This is a genomic window from Sphingomonas sp. PP-CC-1A-547 (assembly GCF_003610375.1).
Taxonomy (GTDB): Bacteria; Pseudomonadota; Alphaproteobacteria; order Sphingomonadales; family Sphingomonadaceae; genus Sphingomonas.
Window position 1 is genome coordinate 90,156 of record NZ_RAPZ01000014.1, and the last position, 20,443, is coordinate 110,598.

The window sequence follows — 20,443 nt, forward strand, 5'->3', positions numbered from 1 at the left end:
ACCTACTGCTTGATGCGGAAGGTAAGCCCGATCGTGCGCGGGTCGCTCGGCGTGGCGAGGATCAGCCCCGAATTGCCCGCCTGGATCGTCACGTTCTGGATGTAGTCCTTGTTCAGCAGGTTGCGCGAGAAGACGGCGAGTTCCCAGCCGTTCTTCGAGCGGAAGCCGATGCTGCCGTTGACGATCGTATAGCCTTGGATGACCGTGAACGCCGAGCCCGAGGGATCGCCGAACTGGCGCGTGCGGGTGTTAGAGTCGACATGGACGAAGCCGCTGCCGATGTCGGCGATCGGCTGATTGTAGTCCGCGCCGAGCGTGTACGACCAGCGAGGCAGGCTCGAGAGCCGCTGGCCGCTGAGATCGCAGAACGCAGCAGTGTTGAAGATCCGTTCGATCGGGCAGGGGGCGGCCGGGTAGGAATTGAACTTGCCGTCCGCGTAGGCGACGCTGCCGCGAAGCGAGAGGTTGCGCGTGACGAGCGCGGTCGCGTCCGCCTCGAAGCCGCGGACGGTGACCTTCGGGATGTTGGCGAGGTAGGTGCGCAACGCCGCGGCGGCGCGCGTGTCGGTGACGTTCGCCTGGAAATCGGTGACGCGCGTGTAATAGCCGTCGACGTTGAAGATCAGGCGGTTGTCGAACAGCTGCGTCTTGAGGCCGATCTCGTAGGCGGTGTTCTTCTCGGGGCGCACCACGGCGGTGCTGATCGCGGGCTGGTTCTGGTCGTTGAGCGGAAGGCCAGACATGTTGATACCGCCCGATTTCTCGCCGCGCGCGTAGCTGGCGTAGGCGAGGACGTTATCGGTCGCCTGGTACGCGATGTTGCCGCGCCCCGTCAGCGCGCCGTCCTTGTCGCTGGCGGCGTAATTCTGGCCGCGCAGGATCGACAGCTTGGCCGCGTTCAACGCCGCGTTCGTGGTCTGGAGGCCGCCGAAGGTGAAGGTGTCGTACGTCCCCTCCTTCTCCTCATAAGTATAACGAAGCCCGCCGGTCAGGGTGAGGCGATCGACCGGCTTCCAGTTCACTTCGCCGAACGCCGCATAGCTGTCCGAGCGGAAATCGGTGCGGCCGTCGGTGCCGTAGCCGTCGAGCAGGTTGCTCGGGACGGCGGTTGCGGCGGCGCCGGTGCCCGTTGTCGTGCCGATCAGATAGCGTGCGGCGGCGGGGCCGTAGATCGAGATCGGGCGGCCGATCACGCGCTGGCGGAAGAAGTAGAGTCCGCCGACGTAGCTCAGCTTATGGTCGCCGTTCGAGGCGAGGCGGAGTTCCTGGCTATACTGGTCCTGGCGCGAGGGGATGTGCTGTTCGGTCTGGATCGGGATGCCGGTATAATCGCGATCGTTGTCGGCATCCCAGTTCCAGAATCGCCAAGCGCTGACCGAGGTGAGCGTCGCACCACCGAGGTTCCAGTCGGCGATCACGCCGACGCCGCCCTCGTTGGTATCGACGCCGAGTGCCGCATCGATATCGGTCTTGCGGTCGTACGGATTGGTGCTGGGCGGTGCGTAGTTGAACTGCGCGGCGAGGCCGGTCGGGCCGCCGAACTGTCGCGTGGCGGTGCGGAACACCGCGCCGCTGGCGCCGCTCGTCGGGCGGGTCGCGACATTGTAATAGACCTGCGTGCAGCAATTGCTCTGGAAGTTGGTAAAGTCGGCGCTGGCCTTCACCTGGAACACTTCCGAAGGGCGGAACAGCAATTGCCCGCGGATCGCCTGGTTGCCGATGGTGTTCTGGTCGCGGCCGGTGACGACGTTGTCGATCACGCCATCGCGGCGCGTGCTGACCACTGACACGCGACCGGCGAGCGTGTCGCCGACGATCGGGCCTGAGACGGCGCCCTTCACCTGGAGGAAGTTGTAGCTCGCATAGCTGATCTCGGCCTCGCCCTGCGTCGTGAAGGTCGGGGCGCGGGTCGTGATGTTGATTGCGCCAGCGGTCGAGTTCTTGCCGAACAGCGTCCCCTGTGGACCGCGCAGCACCTCGACCTGCTCGATGTCGCTGAAGTCGAACGCGGCGGTGGCGGGGCGGGCGTGATAGACCTGGTCGACATAATAGCCGACGCCGGGTTCGAGCCCGTCATTGGCCTGGCTGACCGCCACGACGCTGCTGCCGAGCCCGCGGATCGTGAACGCGGTGTTGCGCGGGTTCGCCGAGCTGTAGTTCAGCGCGGGGACGAGCTGCGCCAGCTGCTGCGTGTTCACGGTGTAGGAGCGGTCGAGCAGCGCGCCACCGACAACGGACAGCGAACCGGGGATTTTCTGAGCGTTTTCCGGGCGGCGGCGGGCGGTGACGGTCACTTCCATCGAGGTGTCGGAGTCGCCTGGCTGTACGACGCTGCCTTCGGTGCGAGCCTGTTCCGGATTGGCGGCGCTGGTCTGCGCGGCTGCCATCATTGGCAGGCACGTCGTTGCCAGCAGCACGGCAGTCAGCCGCGCGAAGTCATGTCCCCGCATTGTCGTCACCCCTTCGTTATATAGTCGAGCTACATAACGAGAAGTTTCGAAACGGGTAGAGGGATTTGCGGACGCGCACGCACGCGCAACCGCATACCACCCCGGCGAAGGCCGGGGCCCAATTGGGGGACGACGCTTGGCGGGCGTCGGATGCCGTTACTGCGACCTTTCCAATTGGGCCCCGGCCTTCGCCGGGGTGGAGGCAGCGGTGTTAGGCGAGGAGGGCGACGATCTCGGCGGCAATCTCTGCCGGCAACCGCGACGTGCCGTCCGCGACCGTCGACACCGTCGCCCAGCGGCCTAACAGCCCAGCCTCGGCCATCGCCGCGTAGTTCGTCCGCACCCGATCCTGCAGTCCGGTATCCGCCTCGTACGCGTCGAACGCATCGTCGGTGTAAGACCGCTTGCGCTTCTTCATGATCAGCCCGCGTGCGATCGCGGCCGGCGTGTCGAGATACACCGACAGGTCTGGCTTCGGCAGAGCGAACGACCCCGTCTCCAAATCCGCGATCCACGTCATCATCGCGTCCGCCTCGTCCGCCAGAACCTGCGCCGCCTGATAGGCCATGTTCGAGGCGATATACCGGTCGAACACGACCACGTCGTTCGCCGCCATCGTCGCCAGCAGGTGCTCCCGCGACTCCATCCGGTCGAGCGCATACAGCACCGCCGCCGCCCTGGGCGACGTGCCACGCGGCAGGGTGCCCGCCAGCATCGCGCCCAGCGCCCAGCCGCCGACCGTCTCGGTATAGCGCGGGAACGACACGACGTCGGCGGTGCGGCCGGCGGCGCGCAACTGCTCGACCACCAGTGCCGATGCGGTGGCCTTGCCCGCGCCATCGGCGCCTTCGATTGCCAGGAGAAAACTCATCTCTTCGCCCTAGCAAGGCTTACCGGCTCACCAAAGCCCGCAAATCGATCAGCCCGCGCAGCAACGACGTGCCGCCCGGCGAGGCGATGTAGCGCGGCGTCCAGTTCGGCCTGAACTTCTCCTTGTACGCCCGCAGGCCCGCGAACCCGTAGAAGCGCTCGCCGTGGCGGAACAGGAAGGCCGCCACCTTCGACCAGGTCGGTGACAGCCGCCGCGCCTCGATCCCCGACAGCGGCGCCATCCCGAGCGAGAAATTGCGATAGCCATGCTCGTGGCCCCACAGCATCAGCCGCGTGAACAGGAAGTCCATGCCCCCCTGTGGCATGTCCTCGGCGTGACGCATCAGGTCGACCGACAGCTCCTGCCTGTTCGGCGTGCCCCAGACGTTGGCGAAGGCGACGATCCTGCCCTTGATCCGCACCACCGCGCAGTCGAACTTCGCCATGTATCCCGGCTCGAACCGACCGACGCTGAAGCTCTTCTCGGCATGATCCTTGTCGGCGAGCCACCAGTCGGAGATCGCCTGGAGTTCGGGGATGATCGCCGACATCGCGCCGGCTGGCACGACCGCGAACTCCGCGCCCGCCCGTTCGGCGACACGGCTGGCCTTCCGCACGCTGCGCATCTCGGGCGTCTCCAGCGTGAAGCCGTCCAGTTCGACCGTCGCCTCTTCGCCGTATTTGACCAGCTTCAGCCCCATCTCGATCGCGATCGGCACGATGCGCAGGCCGATCTGATACAGCAGCAACCGTCCCTGCGCGGCGTCGGCGCGGGCGCGGATCGCCCATAACAGCTCGGACCATGCCTCGCTCGGACCGACCGGATCGCCGAGCACGATCCAGCTCGCGCCCTTGACCTGATACATCAGGAACGCGTCGCCGCTGTCCGAGACCAGGAAGCGCTTGTCGCCAGTAAATGCGAGCATCGCGTCGGTGCGGTCGGCATGCGCGAGCGCGGCGGTCGCGACGTCGTCGGGCAGCATGTCGTGCACCATCGGCACGGGTGCTGCCGCGAACAGCCGCCAGATCGCCGCGCCGATCAGCAGCAGACCGACCGCGAGGCTGGTGCGCAGGAACCGCGAGGCGTTGGCGTTGGTCTCGAACTGCCACCACAGGTCGCTCGAATAGCCGACGCGGCGATAGGCGAAGAAGCCGATCAACACCGACAGCCCGATCGCGGCACCGACGCCGACCAGCCATTCGGGCGACAGCGGCTCCGCGGTCAGCCGCGTCCGCCGGTAGAACGCCGCGCGCGTCCATTGCAGCGCGGCGGCGGTCAGCAGCAGGATCGTCGCCTCTTCGTAGTCGAGGCCCTTGGCGATCGACAGCACCGCGCCTGCGACGAGCAACGTCCGCGCCGCCCAGAATGCGCCGTCGAGCCGCCGGTACAGGCCAAGCGCGACCAGCAGCAGCATCACGCCGACGAGGCTCGCCGCGACATGCGCCATCTCGCTGATCGGCAGTGGGAGGATCGTTGCGAGTGTGTCCATGCGACCCGGCGCAGCGGGGAGCGCGCCCGATACGAGCAGCATCGCGCCACTGAGGAACACCAGCACGCCCAGCAGCAAGGGTGCTAGCGGCAGCGCGATCGTCAGCGGATCGGTGCCTCGCCCACGCCACTGACGTCCCTCGTGGAACGCCATCAGTACCGCTGCCAGGATCAGCGGCGCGACGTAATAGATGATGCGGTAGGCCAGCAGCGCGGCGAGGACCGTCGCATTGTCCTGCGGCATCGTCGCGATGATCACCGCCTCGAACACGCCGAGCCCGCCTGGCACATGGCTGATCAACGCAACGACGATCGCTACCGCGTAGCCGAGGAACAGCACCGGATAGAGCTCGGGCGAGGCATTGGGGAGCAGCACGAACAACGCCGCACTCGCCGCCGCCAGGTCGACCGTCGAGACCAGCAGGAGCGCGAGCGCCTGCCGCCAGTTCGGCAACGGCAGCCGCCAGCCGAGCAGCCCGATCGATCCACCCTGGCGGTGACGCAGGACGATCCCCAGCATGACGAGCGGGATGACGATGCCGACGCTGCGCTCGAGCAAAGGCGGCATCGTCCACTTCACGATCGGTAGCGTCCCCGGATGGATCGCCATCGACAGGCACGCGACCGTGATGACCCCCGCCCAGAACGTCACGCCGGCTATCAGCACGACGCGCGCCACGGCGGCTTCGTCTAGCCCGGCGCGGCTATACACGCGGTATCGCGCCGATCCGCCGGTCAGCATGGCGAGCCCTAGATTGTGGCTGATCGTATAGCTTGTGAACGACGCGACCGCAGCTGTGCGCCACGGCAGCGGGTGGCCGATCACTTTCAGCGCGATCGAATCGTAGAAGGTCAGCGCGATATAGCTGACGACAGTCAGCCCGATTGCGACCGAGAGCTGCGACCAGCCGAGCGCGGAGAACGCTGCGCGCACTTCGGATAGACGAATTTCGGCGGTCAGCTTGTGGATCGCAGCGAAGCCAAGCACCGCGACGATGAGTACCGCCAGCGCGATTAGCGTGCCGCGGCGATGCGCGATCCAGTCGCGGGTCCGGATGATCAACGGACGAGTCGTCATCGGGTCAACCGCGGTGCCAGGTCTGCGTCTTGCACAGGAACCCGCCGATCAGGCAGCCTTTCACGTCGATCGTATTCGCGTCGACCAGCGTCAGCGTCGACCCGAAGGTGCGGCCCATGTCGGGGACGAAGATCTGGCCCGACCATTTCCTGCGGCCGCTAGGGCGATATTCGCGGAGCAAGGCGGTGCCGATCAGTTTCGGCGTGCCGCCATCGCGGGCGTCGGCCTGCGCCTCGTCGCTGGCGCGCACCACCCAGCCGCACAGCCTGTCCCCGCAGGCGCCGGTCTTCACGGCCACGCTGTTCTTCGGATTGTGCCAGGTGCCTTCCACGGGGGAAGCAGGGGCCGGGCTGCCCACGGCCATCGCGAGCGCCATCATCACAGGAATCATCGGTCGATCCTCAATCCGCGAAAACGAACCGCGCCAGCACCTCGTAGAGCGCATCGGCGTCGCGGTGAAGCGGGTGTCCGCCCGGCAACGCGATCCGCGTCGCGTTGGCCTGGGTCAGCAACGGACACAGGCTGCCGACTTCCTCCACGCCCTGGACGCATAGCAAAGGTGCCCAGGTCAGCCGGCGCGCGGTCGGCATCGCATCGACGGTCGGGGTCCAGAGATCGAACACCTCGCTCGGCGAGGCGCGGAACTGGACGTTGTCCTCGGGCACGATCAGCGCGACCTTGGCGATTTTTGCGCGCAGTTCGGGGGCAAGGTCGACCAGACCATCATGCAACATGTCCGCGCCGAACGACTGGCCGATCAGCACCACCCGGTCGGCATGGCCGAGCCGCAATGCGCGCTGTTCTGCGCGCGCGATCAGCGTCGTGATGTCCGCCGGCGTCCGCGTCGTGCGCAGATAGGTCAGCGTGTTGACCGCGACCACCGGCACGCCGTCCGCCGCCAGCCGTCGCGCGATCTGGGGCGCCATGCCGATCCTGTAGCCGAGATCGCCGGTGAGGAGGACAACGGCGAACGGCCGTTGCGGCTTGGTAGGATGGACATCGGTAAATAATGGCCCACCGAAATAGCCGAGCCAGCTCATGAAGCCGGCCGCAGCAATGGCGGCCATGAGCAGCGCGAGCAGGGACCGGTAGAGCCACGTCATCCGCAACCGATTGCGCCCGGGCGGGTGATGGGCACGTGGAGCGATAGTGAAGTTTTCTTCACGCACTGCTCCCATCCTTGGAAGGGAGGGGCTGGGGGTGGGTTGGCGCGCTCGTGCCGTAACGGTCTGATATGCGGAAACCGACCCACCCCCGACCCCTCCCTTCCAGGGAGGGGGGAGGAACCATCTCGCCCCTCAAACCGGATCGTGCGCGAGCCGTTCGTGATGCCGGATCACTTCGTCGATGATGAAGCGCAGGAATTTTTCGGAAAACTCGGGATCGAGCTGCGCTTCCGCCGCCAGATGCCGCAATCGGGCGATCTGGCGTTCCTCGCGACCCGGATCCGCGGGGGGCAGGCCGTGCGTCGCCTTGTGCCGGCCGACCGCCTGCGTGACCTTGAAGCGCTCGGCGAGCATGTGGATCAGCGCCGCATCGATATTGTCGATGCTCTGGCGGTATCCGTTGAGCAGGTCGTCAGCCATCCACGCACCCCTTTCGTTGGTTCGGCGCGCCTTTTGCGGGCGCGGATCGCGAACGGCAAGAGGCGGCAAGGGTTGCTTTGCAGGGGCATAGGCGTCAGAGGCTCGGGAAGATGAGCGCCACCGTCCACCGCCTCGACACCCTTGGTCCCACGCCCGAGTCACAGCCGTCGCTGGACCCGATGGTCAAACTCGTCTCCGGCGACATGGACAAGGTCAATGCGGTGATCCGCGGCCGGATGGAGTCGGAAATCCCGCTGATCCCCGAACTCGCCGGTCACCTGATCGCTGGCGGCGGCAAGCGGATGCGGCCGATGCTGACGCTCGCGAGCGCGCAACTGATCGACTATACCGGGACGCAGCATCACCTGCTCGCCGCCGCAGTCGAGTTCATTCATACTGCCACACTGCTCCACGACGACGTCGTCGACGGCTCGGACCTACGCCGGGGCAAGCGCACCGCCAACATCATCTGGGGCAACCCCGCGAGCGTGCTGGTCGGCGATTTCCTGTTCAGCCGCAGTTTCGAACTGATGGTCGAGGCGGGCAGCCTCAAGGCGCTCAAGATCCTGTCCTCGACCAGTGCGGTCATCGCCGAGGGCGAGGTCAACCAGCTCACTGCCGCACGCCGCGTCGATCTCGGCGAGGAGCGCTATCTCGACATTATCGGCGCGAAGACCGCGGCGTTGTTCGCGGCGGCGTGCCGGATTTCGGCGGTCGTCGCCGATCGTCCCGAGGCTGAGGAGGCCGCGCTCGACGCCTATGGTCGCAATCTCGGCATCGCGTTCCAGCTGGTCGACGATGCGATCGATTACGTCTCGGACGCGGATACGATGGGCAAGGATGCGGGCGACGACTTCCGCGAGGGCAAGATGACGCTTCCGGTGATCCTCGCCTATGCGCGTGGCTCGGCCGAGGACCGTGCTTTTTGGAAAGATGCGGTCGAAGGCCGCCGCGACAGCGAGGCCGACCTTCAGCATGCGATCCGCCTGATCCGCTCGACCCGCGCAATCGACGACACGTTCGCGCGCGCCCGGCATTACGGCCAGCGCGCGATCGACTCGATCGGCGGCTTCCCCAATGGCGAAGCCAAGGACGCTATGATCGAAGCCGTCGAGTTCGCGGTCGCCCGCGCATACTGATCGCGTTAGCGGATCGGTGATCCGGCATTCGGCAGCGTCGCCTCGCCGACCGGCGTCGATTTGCCGAACAGTGCGCGGTCCGCAGGGCCGAATGCGTACTTCCACAGGATGTAGAGATAGGTCGCGGCGATTGCGGGTTCGCCGATCGCGAGCTCGACCCATTCGTAACGTTTGGGCAGCGCGGTGAAGCCTGCGCCCACCAAGATCGCGGCTAGTGCGGCCCAGATCAGCGGCCAGCGCCACGGTGAGACGCTTGTCCCAAGCAGATGGCCGAGCAGCTTCGATTTGATGATCGACGTGAGGCCTACCGACAGCATCAGCGCGATCGCCGGACCCGCCGCCTGGTAGTTGACGGGGTAGCCCAGCGCCCGGATCGTGAAGATCAGCGCGAAGCTGAGGCCGACCTGGAAAGCGAGCATTGCCGCGGAGATCATCAAATTGCGGTGGCGGGCGATGTAGACGAGCGCGGATTCGCTGACCGCGCCGGTCGAGGCGAGCACTTCGGCAGTCAGCAGGAACGCGAGCGCGGCGGTGCCGGCGACGAACTGCGGGCCGACCACACCCATCACCGCTTCGCCGGGGATCGAGCCCATCAGCGCGAGTCCGCCTTGCGCGGCCATGATCCAGAACGCGACCTGGCGGACCTGGTTGGCGATCGCGGCACGGTCGTTGATCGCGAGGCTGTGCGTGATGACGGGGCCGAGGATCGGGTCGAAGCTGGTCTTCAGCTTCTGCGGCAGGCTCGCGACCTGTTGCGCCATGTAATAGATGCCGACGATCTTGGGCTCGAACATCACGCCGAGGATGAAGCGGTCGACGTTGCGGCTGCCCCATTCGAGGATGTCCGCACCGGCGAGCGGCACGTTGGCGCGAGCGAGGGCGTACAAGGGACGGAGCTGGGGTTTCCAGCCGCGCGGGATGCCATAGCTGCGCAGGAACGGCACGAGGCTGGCGATCAGCGCCGCGGTCATCGATGCGACGTAGCTTAGCACGAGACCGTCGCGGATCGTGAAATACGAGAACGCCCAGGCCGCGATTGAGATCGTCCAAGGCTCGACTACCGCGCGGGCGGTGACGGCGGCCTTGACGTTGAGCCTGTACGCCAGGGCTGCGAGGCTGACGTCGGACCAGGCAATCGCGACGATGATCAGCGGCAGGAACCGGTCGAGCCCGGTGATCGCGCTGTTCGGATACATGATCTGCGGGAAGGTGCAGAGCACCGCACTGGCGATGAGCGACGCGACGAACGCCACGGCCATGGCGTCCCACACGACGTTTGCGTGCGGGCGGTCGGCGCTACTGAGCGCCTGCGCGAGGCCGCGTTTGAGGCCGAGCGTCGCGAGGAGTGCGGCGAGTTCGACCACCACGACGGCGATTGCGAAGCGGCCAACGAGGTCAGGGCCGTAGATGCGGCCGGCGATGAATAGGAACGGGATGCGCGCGGCGAGGCGGAGGACGAAGCCGGCGATGTTCGTGCGGCCGCCCTTGGCGAGTGTGTCGATGTCTTGGGTGGCCTCGGTCACGCTTCTCCCCTCTCCGGAAGGGAGGGGTAGGGGATGGGTTGGCCCGTGAGGTTCGGTTGCGCCTGCCTTGAGCCGACCCACCCCCGGCCCCTCCCTTTCAGGGAGGGGGGAAGGTTTTCGGACCCCATCTGGCTCAATGTGCAGCGCCCCAGCTGAGTCCGGTACCGATTTCGATGCCCAGCGGCACGTCTAGCGTAACTGCGGGGAGTGCCGCATTGGCCATGACTTGCTCGATGACAGGCTTTGCGGCCTCGACGTCGCTCTCCGGCAGTTCGAACACGAGTTCGTCGTGCACCTGGAGCAGCATGCGGACGTTCGGCAGGCCCGCTTCGAGCAAGGCCGGCCCCATCCGCACCATCGCGCGCTTGATGATGTCGGCGCTCGTCCCCTGGATCGGCGCGTTGATCGCCGCGCGTTCGGCACCCTGCCGCTCGTGCTGGATCTTCGAACGAATGCGCGGGAAGTGCGTCTTCCGCCCGAACAGCGTCGTCGTGAAACCGCTCGCACGAACGCTCTCCGTCGTCTCCACGATGTAGTTCGAAATGCCGGGGAAGCGATCGAAATAGCGGTCGATCATCGCCTGTGCTTCGTCCGCCGACACGTCGAGCCGACCCGCCAGACCCCAGCGCGAAATGCCGTAGAGGATCGCGAAGTTGATCGTCTTCGCGCGGCCGCGGGTGTCGCGGTTGACCTCGCCGAACAGTTCCTGTGCGGTGAGGCTGTGGATGTCGTCGCCGTTCGCGAACGCCGCCTTCAGCGCGGGGACGTTCGCCATGTGCGCGGCCAGCCGCAGTTCGATCTGCGAGTAATCGGCGGCGAGGATGACGTTGCCGGGCTCGGCCACGAACGCGTCGCGGATCTGGCGGCCGATCTCGGTGCGGATCGGGATGTTCTGGAGGTTCGGATCGGTCGAGGACAGGCGGCCAGTCTGCGCGCCGGTGAGGCTGTACGACGTGTGGACGCGACCCGTTGCCGGGTTGATCTGTGCCTGCAACGCGTCGGTGTAGGTCGATTTCAGCTTCGACAACTGGCGCCAGTCGAGCACTTTTCGCGCGATCACCGTGCCGGGCGAATCCTTGTCCGCGGCGATCCGCTCGAGTTCGTTGACGTCGGTCGAATAGACGCCGGACTTGCCTTTGCGGCCGCCCTTGATGCCCATCTTCTCGAACAGCACGTCGCCCAATTGCTTGGGGCTGCCGATCGTGAACGGCGCGCCGGCAAGCGCGTGGATTTCGGTTTCCAGGCTCGCCATCTGGCCGGCGAACTCGGTCGAGAGCTTCGACAGTTTCGCGGCGTCGACCTTGATGCCGTACATCTCCATCTGCGCGATGACGGGGACGAGCGGGCGATCGACCATCTCGTAGACGCGGGTCGAGCCTTCTGCGGGCAGGCGGCGCTTGAACCGGCGCCAGAGGCGGAGCGTCACGTCGGCGTCCTCGGCGGCGTAGCGCGTGGCGGCCTTGAGGTCGATTTCGTTGAAGGTCCGCTGTGTCTTGCCGGTGCCGACGACATCCTTGAACGCGATGCAGCTGTGCGAGAGGTGCGTGGCGGCGAGTTCGTCCATGCCGTGGCCATGCAGACCGGCGTCGAGATCGAAGCTCATCACGATCGTGTCGTCGAATGGCGCGATCTGCACGCCGCCGGTCGACGCATAGGCGCGGCCGAGGACGATCATGTCGTATTTAAGGTTGTGGCCGATCTTCAGGACGCTCGGATCCTCGAGCAACGGCTTCAGTTTCGCAAGCACGAGCGCACGATCGAGCTGGACGGGGTTTTCCGCGAGCAAATCGGTGCCGCCATGCGCGAGAGGTACGTAGCATGCGAGGTTCGGATGCAGCGCCATGCTGACCCCGACGAGGTCCGCGCGCGTCGCGTCGATGCCGGTGGTCTCGGTGTCGATCGCGATCCAGCCTTGGTGTTTCGCCACGGTGATCCAGCGATCGAGTGCGGCCTCGTCGACGACGGTTTCATAGTCGTCGTGCTTGCAGGGCTCGTCCTCGTCGAACTCGGCTGTGCTCGCGGGCTCGGCGACGGGGGCTTCGGCGACCGCAGAGAGCTTGGCGATCAGTGACTTGAAGCCGTGATGTTCGAGGAACGCGCGCAAGGGCGCGTCGGGGATGCCCTTGAGTTCGAGATCCTCCAGCGGCTCGGGCAGCGCGACGTCGCATTTGAGCGTGACGAGAACCTTTGACAGCCGCGCCATCTCGGCATGCTCGATCAGGTTGTCGCGCAGCTTGCCTTTCTTCATGCCGTCGGCGGCAGCGAGCACGGATTCGAGATCGCCGTGTTCTAGGATCAGTTTCGCCGCAGTCTTCGGGCCGACGCCGGGGACGCCGGGGACGTTGTCGACGCTGTCGCCCATCAACGCGAGCACGTCGCCGAGTTGCGCGGGGGAGACGCCGTGGAATTTCTCCGCGACATGCTCCGCGCCGAGCCGGCGGTTGTTCATCGTGTCGTACATGTCGAGCCCGGGCTCGATCAGCTGCATCAGGTCCTTGTCGGACGAGACGATCGTGACTTCCCAGCCTTGCGCGAGCGCGGCCTTTGCATAGCAGGCGATGATGTCGTCGGCTTCGAGTCCCTCGGTCTCGATGCAGGGGAGACTGAAGGCGCGCGTGGCGTCGCGGATCATCGGGAACTGGGGGACGAGATCCTCGGGCGGGGGCGGACGCTGCGCCTTGTACTTGTCGTAGAGATCGTTGCGGAAGGTCTTCGACGATTTGTCGAGAATGACCGCCATGTGCGTCGGGCCATCTGCCGCGTGGACCTCGTCGGCGAGCTTCCACAGCATCGTCGTATAGCCGTACACCGCGCCGACCGGCTCGCCATGCTTGTTGGTGAGCGGCGGCAGCCGGTGATAGGCGCGGAAGATATAGCCGGAGCCGTCGACGAGATAGAGATGGGGCATCGCGCGCGGTCTAGCGGATGCGAGGGCGGGCTCCAATGGGCGAAGCGTGGTTGTTGGGTATCAGGTGGGGAGAAAAGCGGTGGGGAGATGGCCCCCAGCTGTTCCGACGGGAACACCACCCCGGCGGAGGCCGGGGCCCAATTGGAAAGGTGATCGTAATGGCGCGCTGCGCTTCGTTATAACCGTTCCCCAATTGGGCCCCGGCCTTCGCCGGGGTGGAGGTGGGTTGGGGTGGAAGCGGAGGTTTGGGGCGTGCCCGTCATCTCAATCCCCCCCCCCCGCAAGGGGGAGGTGGTGCCGAAGGTGACGGAGGGGGAGGATACGAAACGCCTGTTTCCCTTTCCTCCCCCTCCGTCTGGCAAGTGCCAGCCACCTCCCCCTGGCGGGGGAGGATCGATATGGCTCGTTTACTTCTTGATCAGCCCGATCTCGACCAGTCGCTCGTACAGATAGTCGTGCGCGGTGATCGGGGTCGGATAGCGGTTCGCGTTGTCCGGCGTGATCGTCCCGGGCAGCGTCTCGATCAGGAAATCTGGCGCAGGATGCAGGAAGAACGGCATCGAATAGCGCGAGTGGCCGCGGCGTTCGGGGGGCGGGTTGACGACGCGGTGCGTGGTCGAGGGCAGCACGTTGTTGGTCAGGCGCTGGAGCATGTCGCCGACGTTTACCACCATCGCGCCCTCGGGCGGCTTGATCGACAGCCAGCGGCCGTTGGCGCGGTCGAGTAGTTCGAGCCCGGCTTCCTCGGCGCCGAGCAGCAGGGTGATGAGGTTGATGTCCTCATGTGCGCCGGCGCGGACGCCTTCGGCATCGGCGGGGATCGGCGGGTAATGCAGCAAACGAAGTATGCTGTTGCCGTCCTTCACGGCTGGATCGAACCAGTCGGGCTTGAGCTTCAGGTGGCGCGCGATCGCCGAGAGGAGCTTGTCGCCGGCGCGGTCGAACGCGGCGAAGAGTTCGAGAAAGACCGGCTTGAAGCCCTCGGGCCGCGTCGGCCAGACGTTCGGCGCCATCGTGTCGGCATAGCGATGACCCTCGGGCAGTTCGCGACCGACGTGCCAGAATTCCTTGAGGTCGACGACCTTGGCGTCCTTGGCGATCTCGGTCTTGAACGGCGTGTAGCCGCGCGCGCCGCCGCCGCCGGGGATGTGATAGCCGCGCTTCTCGTCCTCGGGGAGGTCGAACAGGAGCTTGGTCTCGGCCCAGGCGCGCTCGATCAGGTCGGCGGGGATGCCGTGATCGGCGACGATCGCGAAGCCGTAGCGCTCGAACGATTCGCCGAACGCGGCGGCGAAACCGTCGGGGTCGGTGTCCTGCGTGGCGAGGCTGAGTGTCGGGACCTGGGCGGCGGGAGTGTCGAGCATGAGGTGCGTGTCCGGATTGGGGGACGCCCGATATAGGGGATTGGGGGTGCCGTGCCAAATGCTTGGGTTAGGGTTGGTCTGGATTTGGAATCTGTAATGATCCTCCCCTTGGCGGGAGAGGATCGTAGACTTATCCGCTGATGACGATCGTGCCGGTTGCCTTGTCCTTGCCGTCGGGGGCGAGTTCGAGGCGGAAGGGTTTGTTCTCGTCGGTAGTGCCGATCAGATTCGCGCCTTCGCCGTGCACCTTGTAGCCGACCTTGCCCAAGCGCTGCGCGAACCAGTCACGGACGATTAGCGGAGGCGCCGGGCTGGTGAATGCAACGCGTAGGCCGCTGCCTGCATCGCTACCGTTGTTTTCGTTACCGACGATGTTCAGGTTCTTGATCGACGACCCTGGATACAGGCGGACGCCGTTAAGATCGAAATTGCTCGTATCGATCTTGATCTTCGGCAGCTTCACCGAGCCCTGGAAGCCGGGCACGTCGATCTTCATCTCGCCGGTCTCGCCATTGATCGCACCGAGCACGTTGCCGCCATCGGCGTTGATCGAGACCGATGCGCCCTCGTTCGAGCGATCGCAGGCGGACAGGGCAAGCACGCTGGTGAGACCGACAGCGGCAAGCAAAAACGGGCGGATCATGGTCATCTCCGAAGTGTGTTGTTCTGACAATACAGATAGGGGTCGTCGGCGCACTGCGCAATCGTCGCATAGTTGCGCCGGTTAGCGGGTTCCGCGCGACCGCCCGAGCGGCTACAGGCGCACGCATAATGCAGACCCAGGATCCCCAATCCGACGCGCCAGCGATGCGCGGCGCGCCGATCGGCTTCGTCGAGTTCGTCGCGCTCGTCGCCTCGCTGATGTCGCTGACCGCGCTCGGCATCGACTCGATGCTGCCAGCGCTGCCGGCGATCGGCAACTCGCTCGGTGTCGCGACCGAGAACGGGCGGCAGTTCGTCGTGACCGCGTTCGTTATTGGTTTCGGCGTCGCGCAGCTCGTTCACGGGCCGCTCGCGGATCGGTTCGGGCGGCGGACGGTGCTGCTCTGGTCGCTCGTCCTCTACATCATCGCTAACGTCGCCTGCGCGACCGCGGGGAGCTTTACTTTGTTGCTGGCCGCACGCGCGTTTGGCGGCGCGGTGATCGCCGCGGCCCGTGTCGCGACGATCGCGCTGGTCCGCGATTGCTATCACGGGCGGGCGATGGCGCGGGTCATGTCGATCGCGTTCATGGTGTTCATGATCGTGCCCATTCTCGCGCCGACGTTCGGCTGGGCGGTGCTGCAGTTCGGCGACTGGCGTGCGATCTTCTGGACCGTGGCGGTGCTGACGCTGGGGGTGTTGATCTGGTTCTACCTGCGGATGCCCGAGACGCTGGCGCCGGAGAATGTCCTGCCGATCACCCCGGGGCGGATCCTAAGCGACTGGCGGCAGACGCTCGGCGATCGCAATTCGCTCGGCTACACGCTCGCGTCGACCGCGTTGCTGGGATCGCTGTACGGCTATCTCAATTCGATCCAGCAGATCATGGCGGACGTGTTCCACAAGCCGTCGCTGCTCGCGCTGATCTTTGCCACCACGTCGGTGACGATGGCGATCTGCAACCTGCTCAACTCGCGGATCGTGATGCGGCTAGGGACCCGGCTGATCAGCCATGGGGCGCTGTCGCTGATGATCCTGGTCTCGCTCGTCCATCTGTTCGCAATCGAGGTCGGGTTCGAGACGCTGGTCAGCTTTGCCGTCTTCCAGGCGCTGACGCTCGGCTGTTTCGGGCTGGCGACGTCGAACTTCTCGGCGATGGCGATGGAGAATATGGGGCGAATCGCCGGTACCGCGTCGAGTGTGCAGGGGTTCCTGAGCGTGACCATCGGTGCGGTGTTCGGCGCACTGATCGGCCAGGCCTTCAACGGCACCACCGTGCCGCTGGTCGGTGGGTTCCTGCTTGCCGGGCTTGCCGCGCTGCTGTCGATACTGGTGACCGAACGCGGGCGGCTGTTCCGGCCCGCGTCGACCGCGCCCGTCCGCGCTTGAAGGAACCACCGCGCACGTCCACCGTTCGCATCTGGTAGGCCTGCATGATGCAGGCATCCTGACACGAGGGAGTGTGACCATGGGCGGACATCAGGTGCCGAGTGCCGGATCGGGCGACGACGGCTACGACGAAGAGGGCTATGACGAGAGCCAGCGCGCCGAGATCCTCGAGGCCACGCGCAATGGGCCGAGCGACGGCATCATCCTGACCGACCTCGAACCCGATCTGGGCGAAGACGACACCGACGATGAGTCGATCGACGAGACCAAGATGGACTCCGAAGAGGTCGGCGAGACGGACTCGTCAGTGACGATGGACGAGGCCGACATGGACGAGGACGACGTCCAAGACGAACTCGACGACGACACGATCGACGACGATGACGACCTGAAGGACGCCGACGACGTCGCGCTGAAGCCCTGAACTATCCGCGACGCGCCGCTGACAGGCGCGTCGCCCTTAGCTGGCGGCGTTGGCGAGGATCGCAAGATCGTCCGCGTTGAACGCCGCGCCGGCGGCATCGGTCGGTTGCTCCACCGTGTTACCCGAAGACGCGTTTGTTGGGGCCGGTTCCGGTGCGTCGTTGGCGACATTATATGCCGTCCACACGATCCCCGCGGACCAGAAGAGCGCCGCCCAGCGGCTGCGGAACAGGCGTGAAAACCCCATCGATGCTGCATCGCACACTGGTTGTCACCAGAGGGTAAACGGAAGGCGTTAACACCGGGCGCGGCTGCTTTTCGCCGCTTTTCCGCTGTATTCCTGCCCAGTCCGCCCCGCCGCGGCCATGGTTCGTTCATCCAAATGACAGGAACCGTTGCTGTAACGCAACACAGCGGAACAGTTCCCTGGCAGTTCCCTGAATGTGACGTTTTTTGTGCAACTATGTGCTCGCCGACCGGTTTGGCTTGCCTGGACCGAACCGACGCACCGTGCAGTCGGCGATCCACGCAACAACACGGTATAAGGTCAAACTCATGCGTAAGCTTTCCCTGGCAATCGCCCTCGCCGCCGCAACGGTCGCAGTTCCCGCTTTCGCGCAGGACATGTCGGCACCGGCACCCGTCGACAACAGCGCACAGCCTGGCGAAGCAGCAGCGCCCGACGGTTCGAAGGCATTCGGCATCGAGCCGTATTTCGGCGTGATGGGCGGCTGGGAGCAGTTCGACAACGAGCGCGGCCACGGCATTCCGCAGGCGATCAACGCTGACGGTTCGACCCGTCGCAGCTACAAGCCATCGGGCTCGCTGGTCCAGGGCGTGCTCGGCGTGAACGTGCCGCTCGGCCCGGTCTTCGTCGGCGCGGAAGGCAACGTGATCAAGGGCATCGATGGCAACATCGATTGGGAATACGGCGCAGCAGGCCGCTTCGGCTTCCGCGCTGGCGACAGCGGCCTGATCTACGGCAAGGTCGGCTACCAGTGGGTCAACTTCGACCATTTCTCGGGTCGTTCGAACGTCGTCGCAGACACCGGTCGTGACTATAGCGCGATCACCTACGGCATCGGCGCAGAGGTCGGTCCGCAGAACATCGGCCTGAAGGGCATCACCGGCAACGCAGGCTTCCGCATCCGCGCCGAGGTCAACACCTTCGGCGACGCGCAGAGCTTCCGTCCGATGCTCGGTATCATCACGCACTTCTAAGCCTTTGCCTCGCAAGAGGTTCAAGCTGGACGCGTAACGGGGGCGGGGAGTGGCTAGGGCTATTTCCCGCCCTTCGTGTGTCTGGAATCGTTGGGTTTTCGGGCCGAGATCGAGCGGTTCGAACGCTTGCGATCGCGGTGTCGCCGATGCGCGGAAGTGCACAAAGTTCACACGCTGGCGCGGTTGTGCACATCGCGCGACAGCGTCGTAATCGGTCGTCCGGATGCGGATGGGTGCCATGCTCACGCTGCATCTGATCACGGCTCGGCAATGTAGGACAGCAGCATCGCTCGTGCCCACGCCGCGTTCCCGGGATGTTGGACGCCCCCATGAAGTTGCTCCGGCACGACGCCGATGCCGCAACGCATACCGGCTATCGCACCCGAGATGTGCATCCGGTCGATGTTCACGATGCGTTCGCCTTATTTCCGACTCCGCCCGTCGCAACCTTCGCCGCCGCGAGGTGACATCGTCGCGCGCGCGCGTACGCGCGAGGGACGATGGAGTATGTGTTTGATTTCATGCGGTTGCTAAGTGGCGATCGCGCTGGCGCCACGCGCCGCGGTGGGTCCGGTCGACGCCCGGCGCCCGGAGTCCTGCTGCAACTCCGCCTGGTATTCTACGGCGTGCTGCTCGGGCTGATGGTGCCGGTGATCCGCCAGATCGACTGGGCGGCTCTGGTGCCGCCGGGCTTGAAGGTCGAATGGCCCAGCGGGTTCGGCATCGCCTGGCCCGCCGGTCATCTGCGCGTGCCCGGCGGCTGGAGCAAGGCTGCGGACGCTGCCGCAGCGGACGCGTCGTCCTCGGCAAACGCTGCTGCCTCCGCCGCTTCCACCACCACCGGGGCGCTGGCCACGGCGGCAGGCGTTGCGAGTGCGGCATCGACCGCCGCTGCCGCCGCCTCCGCGCTGTCGGGCGGCAAGGCAGTATCCGCGCGATTCACGATATGCGGCCATGCCAAGCGGATCGACTGCATGGTCGACGGCGACACCTTCTGGATGGCGGGCACCAAGATCCGCATCGCCGACATCGACACGCCCGAAACTCATCCGCCCCGTTGCGCGTCCGAAGCCCGCGCCGGCAAGGCCGCCACGCTCAAGATGCAGGCGCTGCTCAACGCCGGCCCCTTCACGCTGGTCCCGATCAAGCGCGACGTCGATCGCTATGGCCGCAAACTGCGCATCGTCGAGCGTGACGGGAAATCGCTCGGCGAGGCGCTGGTACGGACCGGGCTCGCGCGGCGTTACGGTGGGGGCAAGCGCGCGCCCTGGTGTCGAACCGGCTGGTTCTGACGGGACGGCGCAGCGTCCTCCCGGCGATCATCCTCGTTTGGGTTGCCGACCTCGCCTTCCAGGAACCGTGGTTTCGATATCTCCGTCCATCACGGTGCGGACGACCCGTCTAGTCGAAGTGCTTGCGCTCGATCGTGATCCGCGGATCCTTGCAGAACCCGCAGTCCTTGCCGACGAAGCGCGCGGCGGCAGTCCGGTCGTTCTTCAGCCGCCAGTCCAGCCAGGCGGTCACGACCTCCGCCGCGATGCCGCCATGCGGCTGCATGTAGGTGCCGCCATGACCCACCGGTATGTTGACCAGCGCCGCGGGGATATGGTCGATCCGCTGGAAATCGTCGGTGCCGTTCGCGACCGCGATGTCGGTCGGGCCGCCGAGGACGTAGAGGATCGAGCCGCGCAGCGTCTTCAGCAACGCCTTGTCGGACACCACGCCGCCGATCGGGTTCGCGCCCTCGGGAAAGAAGCCGCTGTTCATGATCACCGCGGTCGTCACGCGCGGGTCCTGCGCCGCGGATAACGCCTGCAAGCCGCCGCAACTCCAGCCGGACGCCGCGATCTCGGTGGTGGCGATCTTGCCCTTGAACGGACTGCCGGCGCGGGCATTCTCGCGCTGCGCCCAGTCGATCGCGTCGGTCAGCGCGCGCGTCGGCGTTGCCGAGGTCAGCTTCGTGCCGGGGGCGGGGGTCGGTGCGGGCTTGGTCGCGGCGTCGGACTTCGGCTTGGGGATCGTGCCCGACGCGATGACGAGATAGCCGTGCGAGGCGATCTCCAGCAGGTGGTTGCGCGAACTCGTACCGTCCGCGCTGCAGCCGCCATTGCCGAAGACGTAGATCCCGAGCTTGGCCCGACCCAGCGCACCAAGATTCGCCGCGCGGTAGACGACATGGTCGGGCAACTCCGGTCGTTCCTCGAAGATCGCGGGGTACGTGCCCGACCCGCGTTCCAGTGCCGCTGATTGCGCCGCCACGCCGTTAGCGGTCTGCGCGATCGCGGGCGAACCTAGCATCATGCCGGCAATCAGAAGGGCGAGAGCGCGCATGCTGGATCTCCGTATTGGTAGAGGTGGGGC

The 20,443-nt window shown here is 65.9% G+C and carries 18 protein-coding genes; 5 read left to right on the forward strand and 13 right to left on the reverse strand.

Annotated features, from left to right (window positions below):
• Positions 1-2 precede the first annotated feature (2 nt).
• From C8J39_RS15675 to C8J39_RS15700, 6 genes are all read right to left on the reverse strand, one after another.
• Positions 3-2,450: a TonB-dependent receptor gene (locus C8J39_RS15675; protein ID WP_120301317.1), complete on the reverse strand. Its 2,448-nt coding sequence runs from the start codon at positions 2,448-2,450 to the stop codon at positions 3-5.
• A gap of 211 nt (positions 2,451-2,661) precedes the next feature.
• Entirely contained in the window at positions 2,662-3,321 is a 660-nt protein-coding gene (locus C8J39_RS15680; protein ID WP_120301318.1) for a thymidylate kinase, read from the reverse strand.
• 19 nt (positions 3,322-3,340) lie between these two features.
• The gene (mprF, locus tag C8J39_RS15685; RefSeq protein ID WP_120301319.1) at positions 3,341-5,887 is read right to left on the reverse strand and encodes a bifunctional lysylphosphatidylglycerol flippase/synthetase MprF; all 2,547 of its coding nucleotides are present in this window, start codon (positions 5,885-5,887) and stop codon (positions 3,341-3,343) included.
• A gap of 4 nt (positions 5,888-5,891) precedes the next feature.
• On the reverse strand, positions 5,892-6,278 hold the full coding sequence (locus C8J39_RS15690) for a DUF2147 domain-containing protein (RefSeq protein ID WP_120301320.1): 387 nt from the start codon (positions 6,276-6,278) through the stop codon (positions 5,892-5,894).
• A 10-nt stretch (positions 6,279-6,288) separates the two neighbouring features.
• Positions 6,289-6,990, reverse strand: coding sequence for an AcvB/VirJ family lysyl-phosphatidylglycerol hydrolase (locus C8J39_RS15695; protein WP_120301321.1), 702 nt, complete (start codon positions 6,988-6,990; stop codon positions 6,289-6,291).
• Between the two features lie 195 nt (positions 6,991-7,185).
• The gene (locus C8J39_RS15700) at positions 7,186-7,473 is read right to left on the reverse strand and encodes a chorismate mutase (protein WP_056065758.1); all 288 of its coding nucleotides are present in this window, start codon (positions 7,471-7,473) and stop codon (positions 7,186-7,188) included.
• Positions 7,474-7,583: 110 nt separating this feature from the next.
• Between C8J39_RS15700 and C8J39_RS15705 the strand changes: the two genes are divergently transcribed.
• A complete protein-coding gene (locus C8J39_RS15705) occupies positions 7,584-8,612 on the forward strand; it encodes a polyprenyl synthetase family protein (RefSeq protein WP_120301322.1) in 1,029 nt (342 codons plus the stop codon).
• Between the two features lie 5 nt (positions 8,613-8,617).
• On the opposite strand, the gene C8J39_RS15710 is transcribed toward C8J39_RS15705, so the two are convergent.
• The 4 genes from C8J39_RS15710 to C8J39_RS15725 all read right to left on the reverse strand — a co-directional run bounded on the left by C8J39_RS15710 (position 8,618) and on the right by C8J39_RS15725 (position 15,050).
• Entirely contained in the window at positions 8,618-10,135 is a 1,518-nt protein-coding gene (locus C8J39_RS15710; RefSeq protein WP_120301323.1) for a lipopolysaccharide biosynthesis protein, read from the reverse strand.
• Between the two features lie 133 nt (positions 10,136-10,268).
• The gene (polA, locus tag C8J39_RS15715) at positions 10,269-13,043 is read right to left on the reverse strand and encodes a DNA polymerase I (protein WP_120301324.1); all 2,775 of its coding nucleotides are present in this window, start codon (positions 13,041-13,043) and stop codon (positions 10,269-10,271) included.
• Between the two features lie 407 nt (positions 13,044-13,450).
• The gene (locus C8J39_RS15720) at positions 13,451-14,407 is read right to left on the reverse strand and encodes an isopenicillin N synthase family oxygenase (RefSeq protein ID WP_120301325.1); all 957 of its coding nucleotides are present in this window, start codon (positions 14,405-14,407) and stop codon (positions 13,451-13,453) included.
• 130 nt (positions 14,408-14,537) lie between these two features.
• A complete protein-coding gene (locus C8J39_RS15725; RefSeq protein WP_132833629.1) occupies positions 14,538-15,050 on the reverse strand; it encodes a hypothetical protein in 513 nt (170 codons plus the stop codon).
• A 128-nt stretch (positions 15,051-15,178) separates the two neighbouring features.
• Between C8J39_RS15725 and C8J39_RS15730 the strand changes: the two genes are divergently transcribed.
• Together C8J39_RS15730 and C8J39_RS15735 are read left to right on the forward strand one after the other, a co-directional pair.
• A complete protein-coding gene (locus tag C8J39_RS15730; RefSeq protein WP_107954715.1) occupies positions 15,179-16,438 on the forward strand; it encodes a multidrug effflux MFS transporter in 1,260 nt (419 codons plus the stop codon).
• Between the two features lie 79 nt (positions 16,439-16,517).
• Positions 16,518-16,862 (forward strand): DNA primase, encoded by a 345-nt coding sequence (locus C8J39_RS15735; protein ID WP_120301327.1) that lies wholly within the window; start codon positions 16,518-16,520, stop codon positions 16,860-16,862.
• Positions 16,863-16,898: 36 nt separating this feature from the next.
• On the opposite strand, the gene C8J39_RS15740 is transcribed toward C8J39_RS15735, so the two are convergent.
• Positions 16,899-17,108: a hypothetical protein gene (locus C8J39_RS15740; protein ID WP_120301328.1), complete on the reverse strand. Its 210-nt coding sequence runs from the start codon at positions 17,106-17,108 to the stop codon at positions 16,899-16,901.
• Between the two features lie 308 nt (positions 17,109-17,416).
• Between C8J39_RS15740 and C8J39_RS15745 the strand changes: the two genes are divergently transcribed.
• Positions 17,417-18,082 carry an outer membrane protein gene (locus C8J39_RS15745; protein WP_056065788.1) on the forward strand — a complete coding sequence of 222 codons (666 nt, stop codon included), beginning with the start codon at positions 17,417-17,419 and terminating at the stop codon, positions 18,080-18,082.
• A gap of 257 nt (positions 18,083-18,339) precedes the next feature.
• Here the strand turns inward: C8J39_RS15745 and C8J39_RS18865 are convergent, their stop codons facing one another.
• Positions 18,340-18,492 carry a hypothetical protein gene (locus tag C8J39_RS18865; RefSeq protein ID WP_165895258.1) on the reverse strand — a complete coding sequence of 51 codons (153 nt, stop codon included), beginning with the start codon at positions 18,490-18,492 and terminating at the stop codon, positions 18,340-18,342.
• A gap of 99 nt (positions 18,493-18,591) precedes the next feature.
• Between C8J39_RS18865 and C8J39_RS19125 the strand changes: the two genes are divergently transcribed.
• Entirely contained in the window at positions 18,592-19,374 is a 783-nt protein-coding gene (locus tag C8J39_RS19125) for a thermonuclease family protein (RefSeq protein ID WP_243650193.1), read from the forward strand.
• A 109-nt stretch (positions 19,375-19,483) separates the two neighbouring features.
• Here the strand turns inward: C8J39_RS19125 and C8J39_RS15755 are convergent, their stop codons facing one another.
• On the reverse strand, positions 19,484-20,413 hold the full coding sequence (locus C8J39_RS15755) for a hypothetical protein (protein ID WP_243650191.1): 930 nt from the start codon (positions 20,411-20,413) through the stop codon (positions 19,484-19,486).
• Positions 20,414-20,443 lie beyond the last annotated feature (30 nt).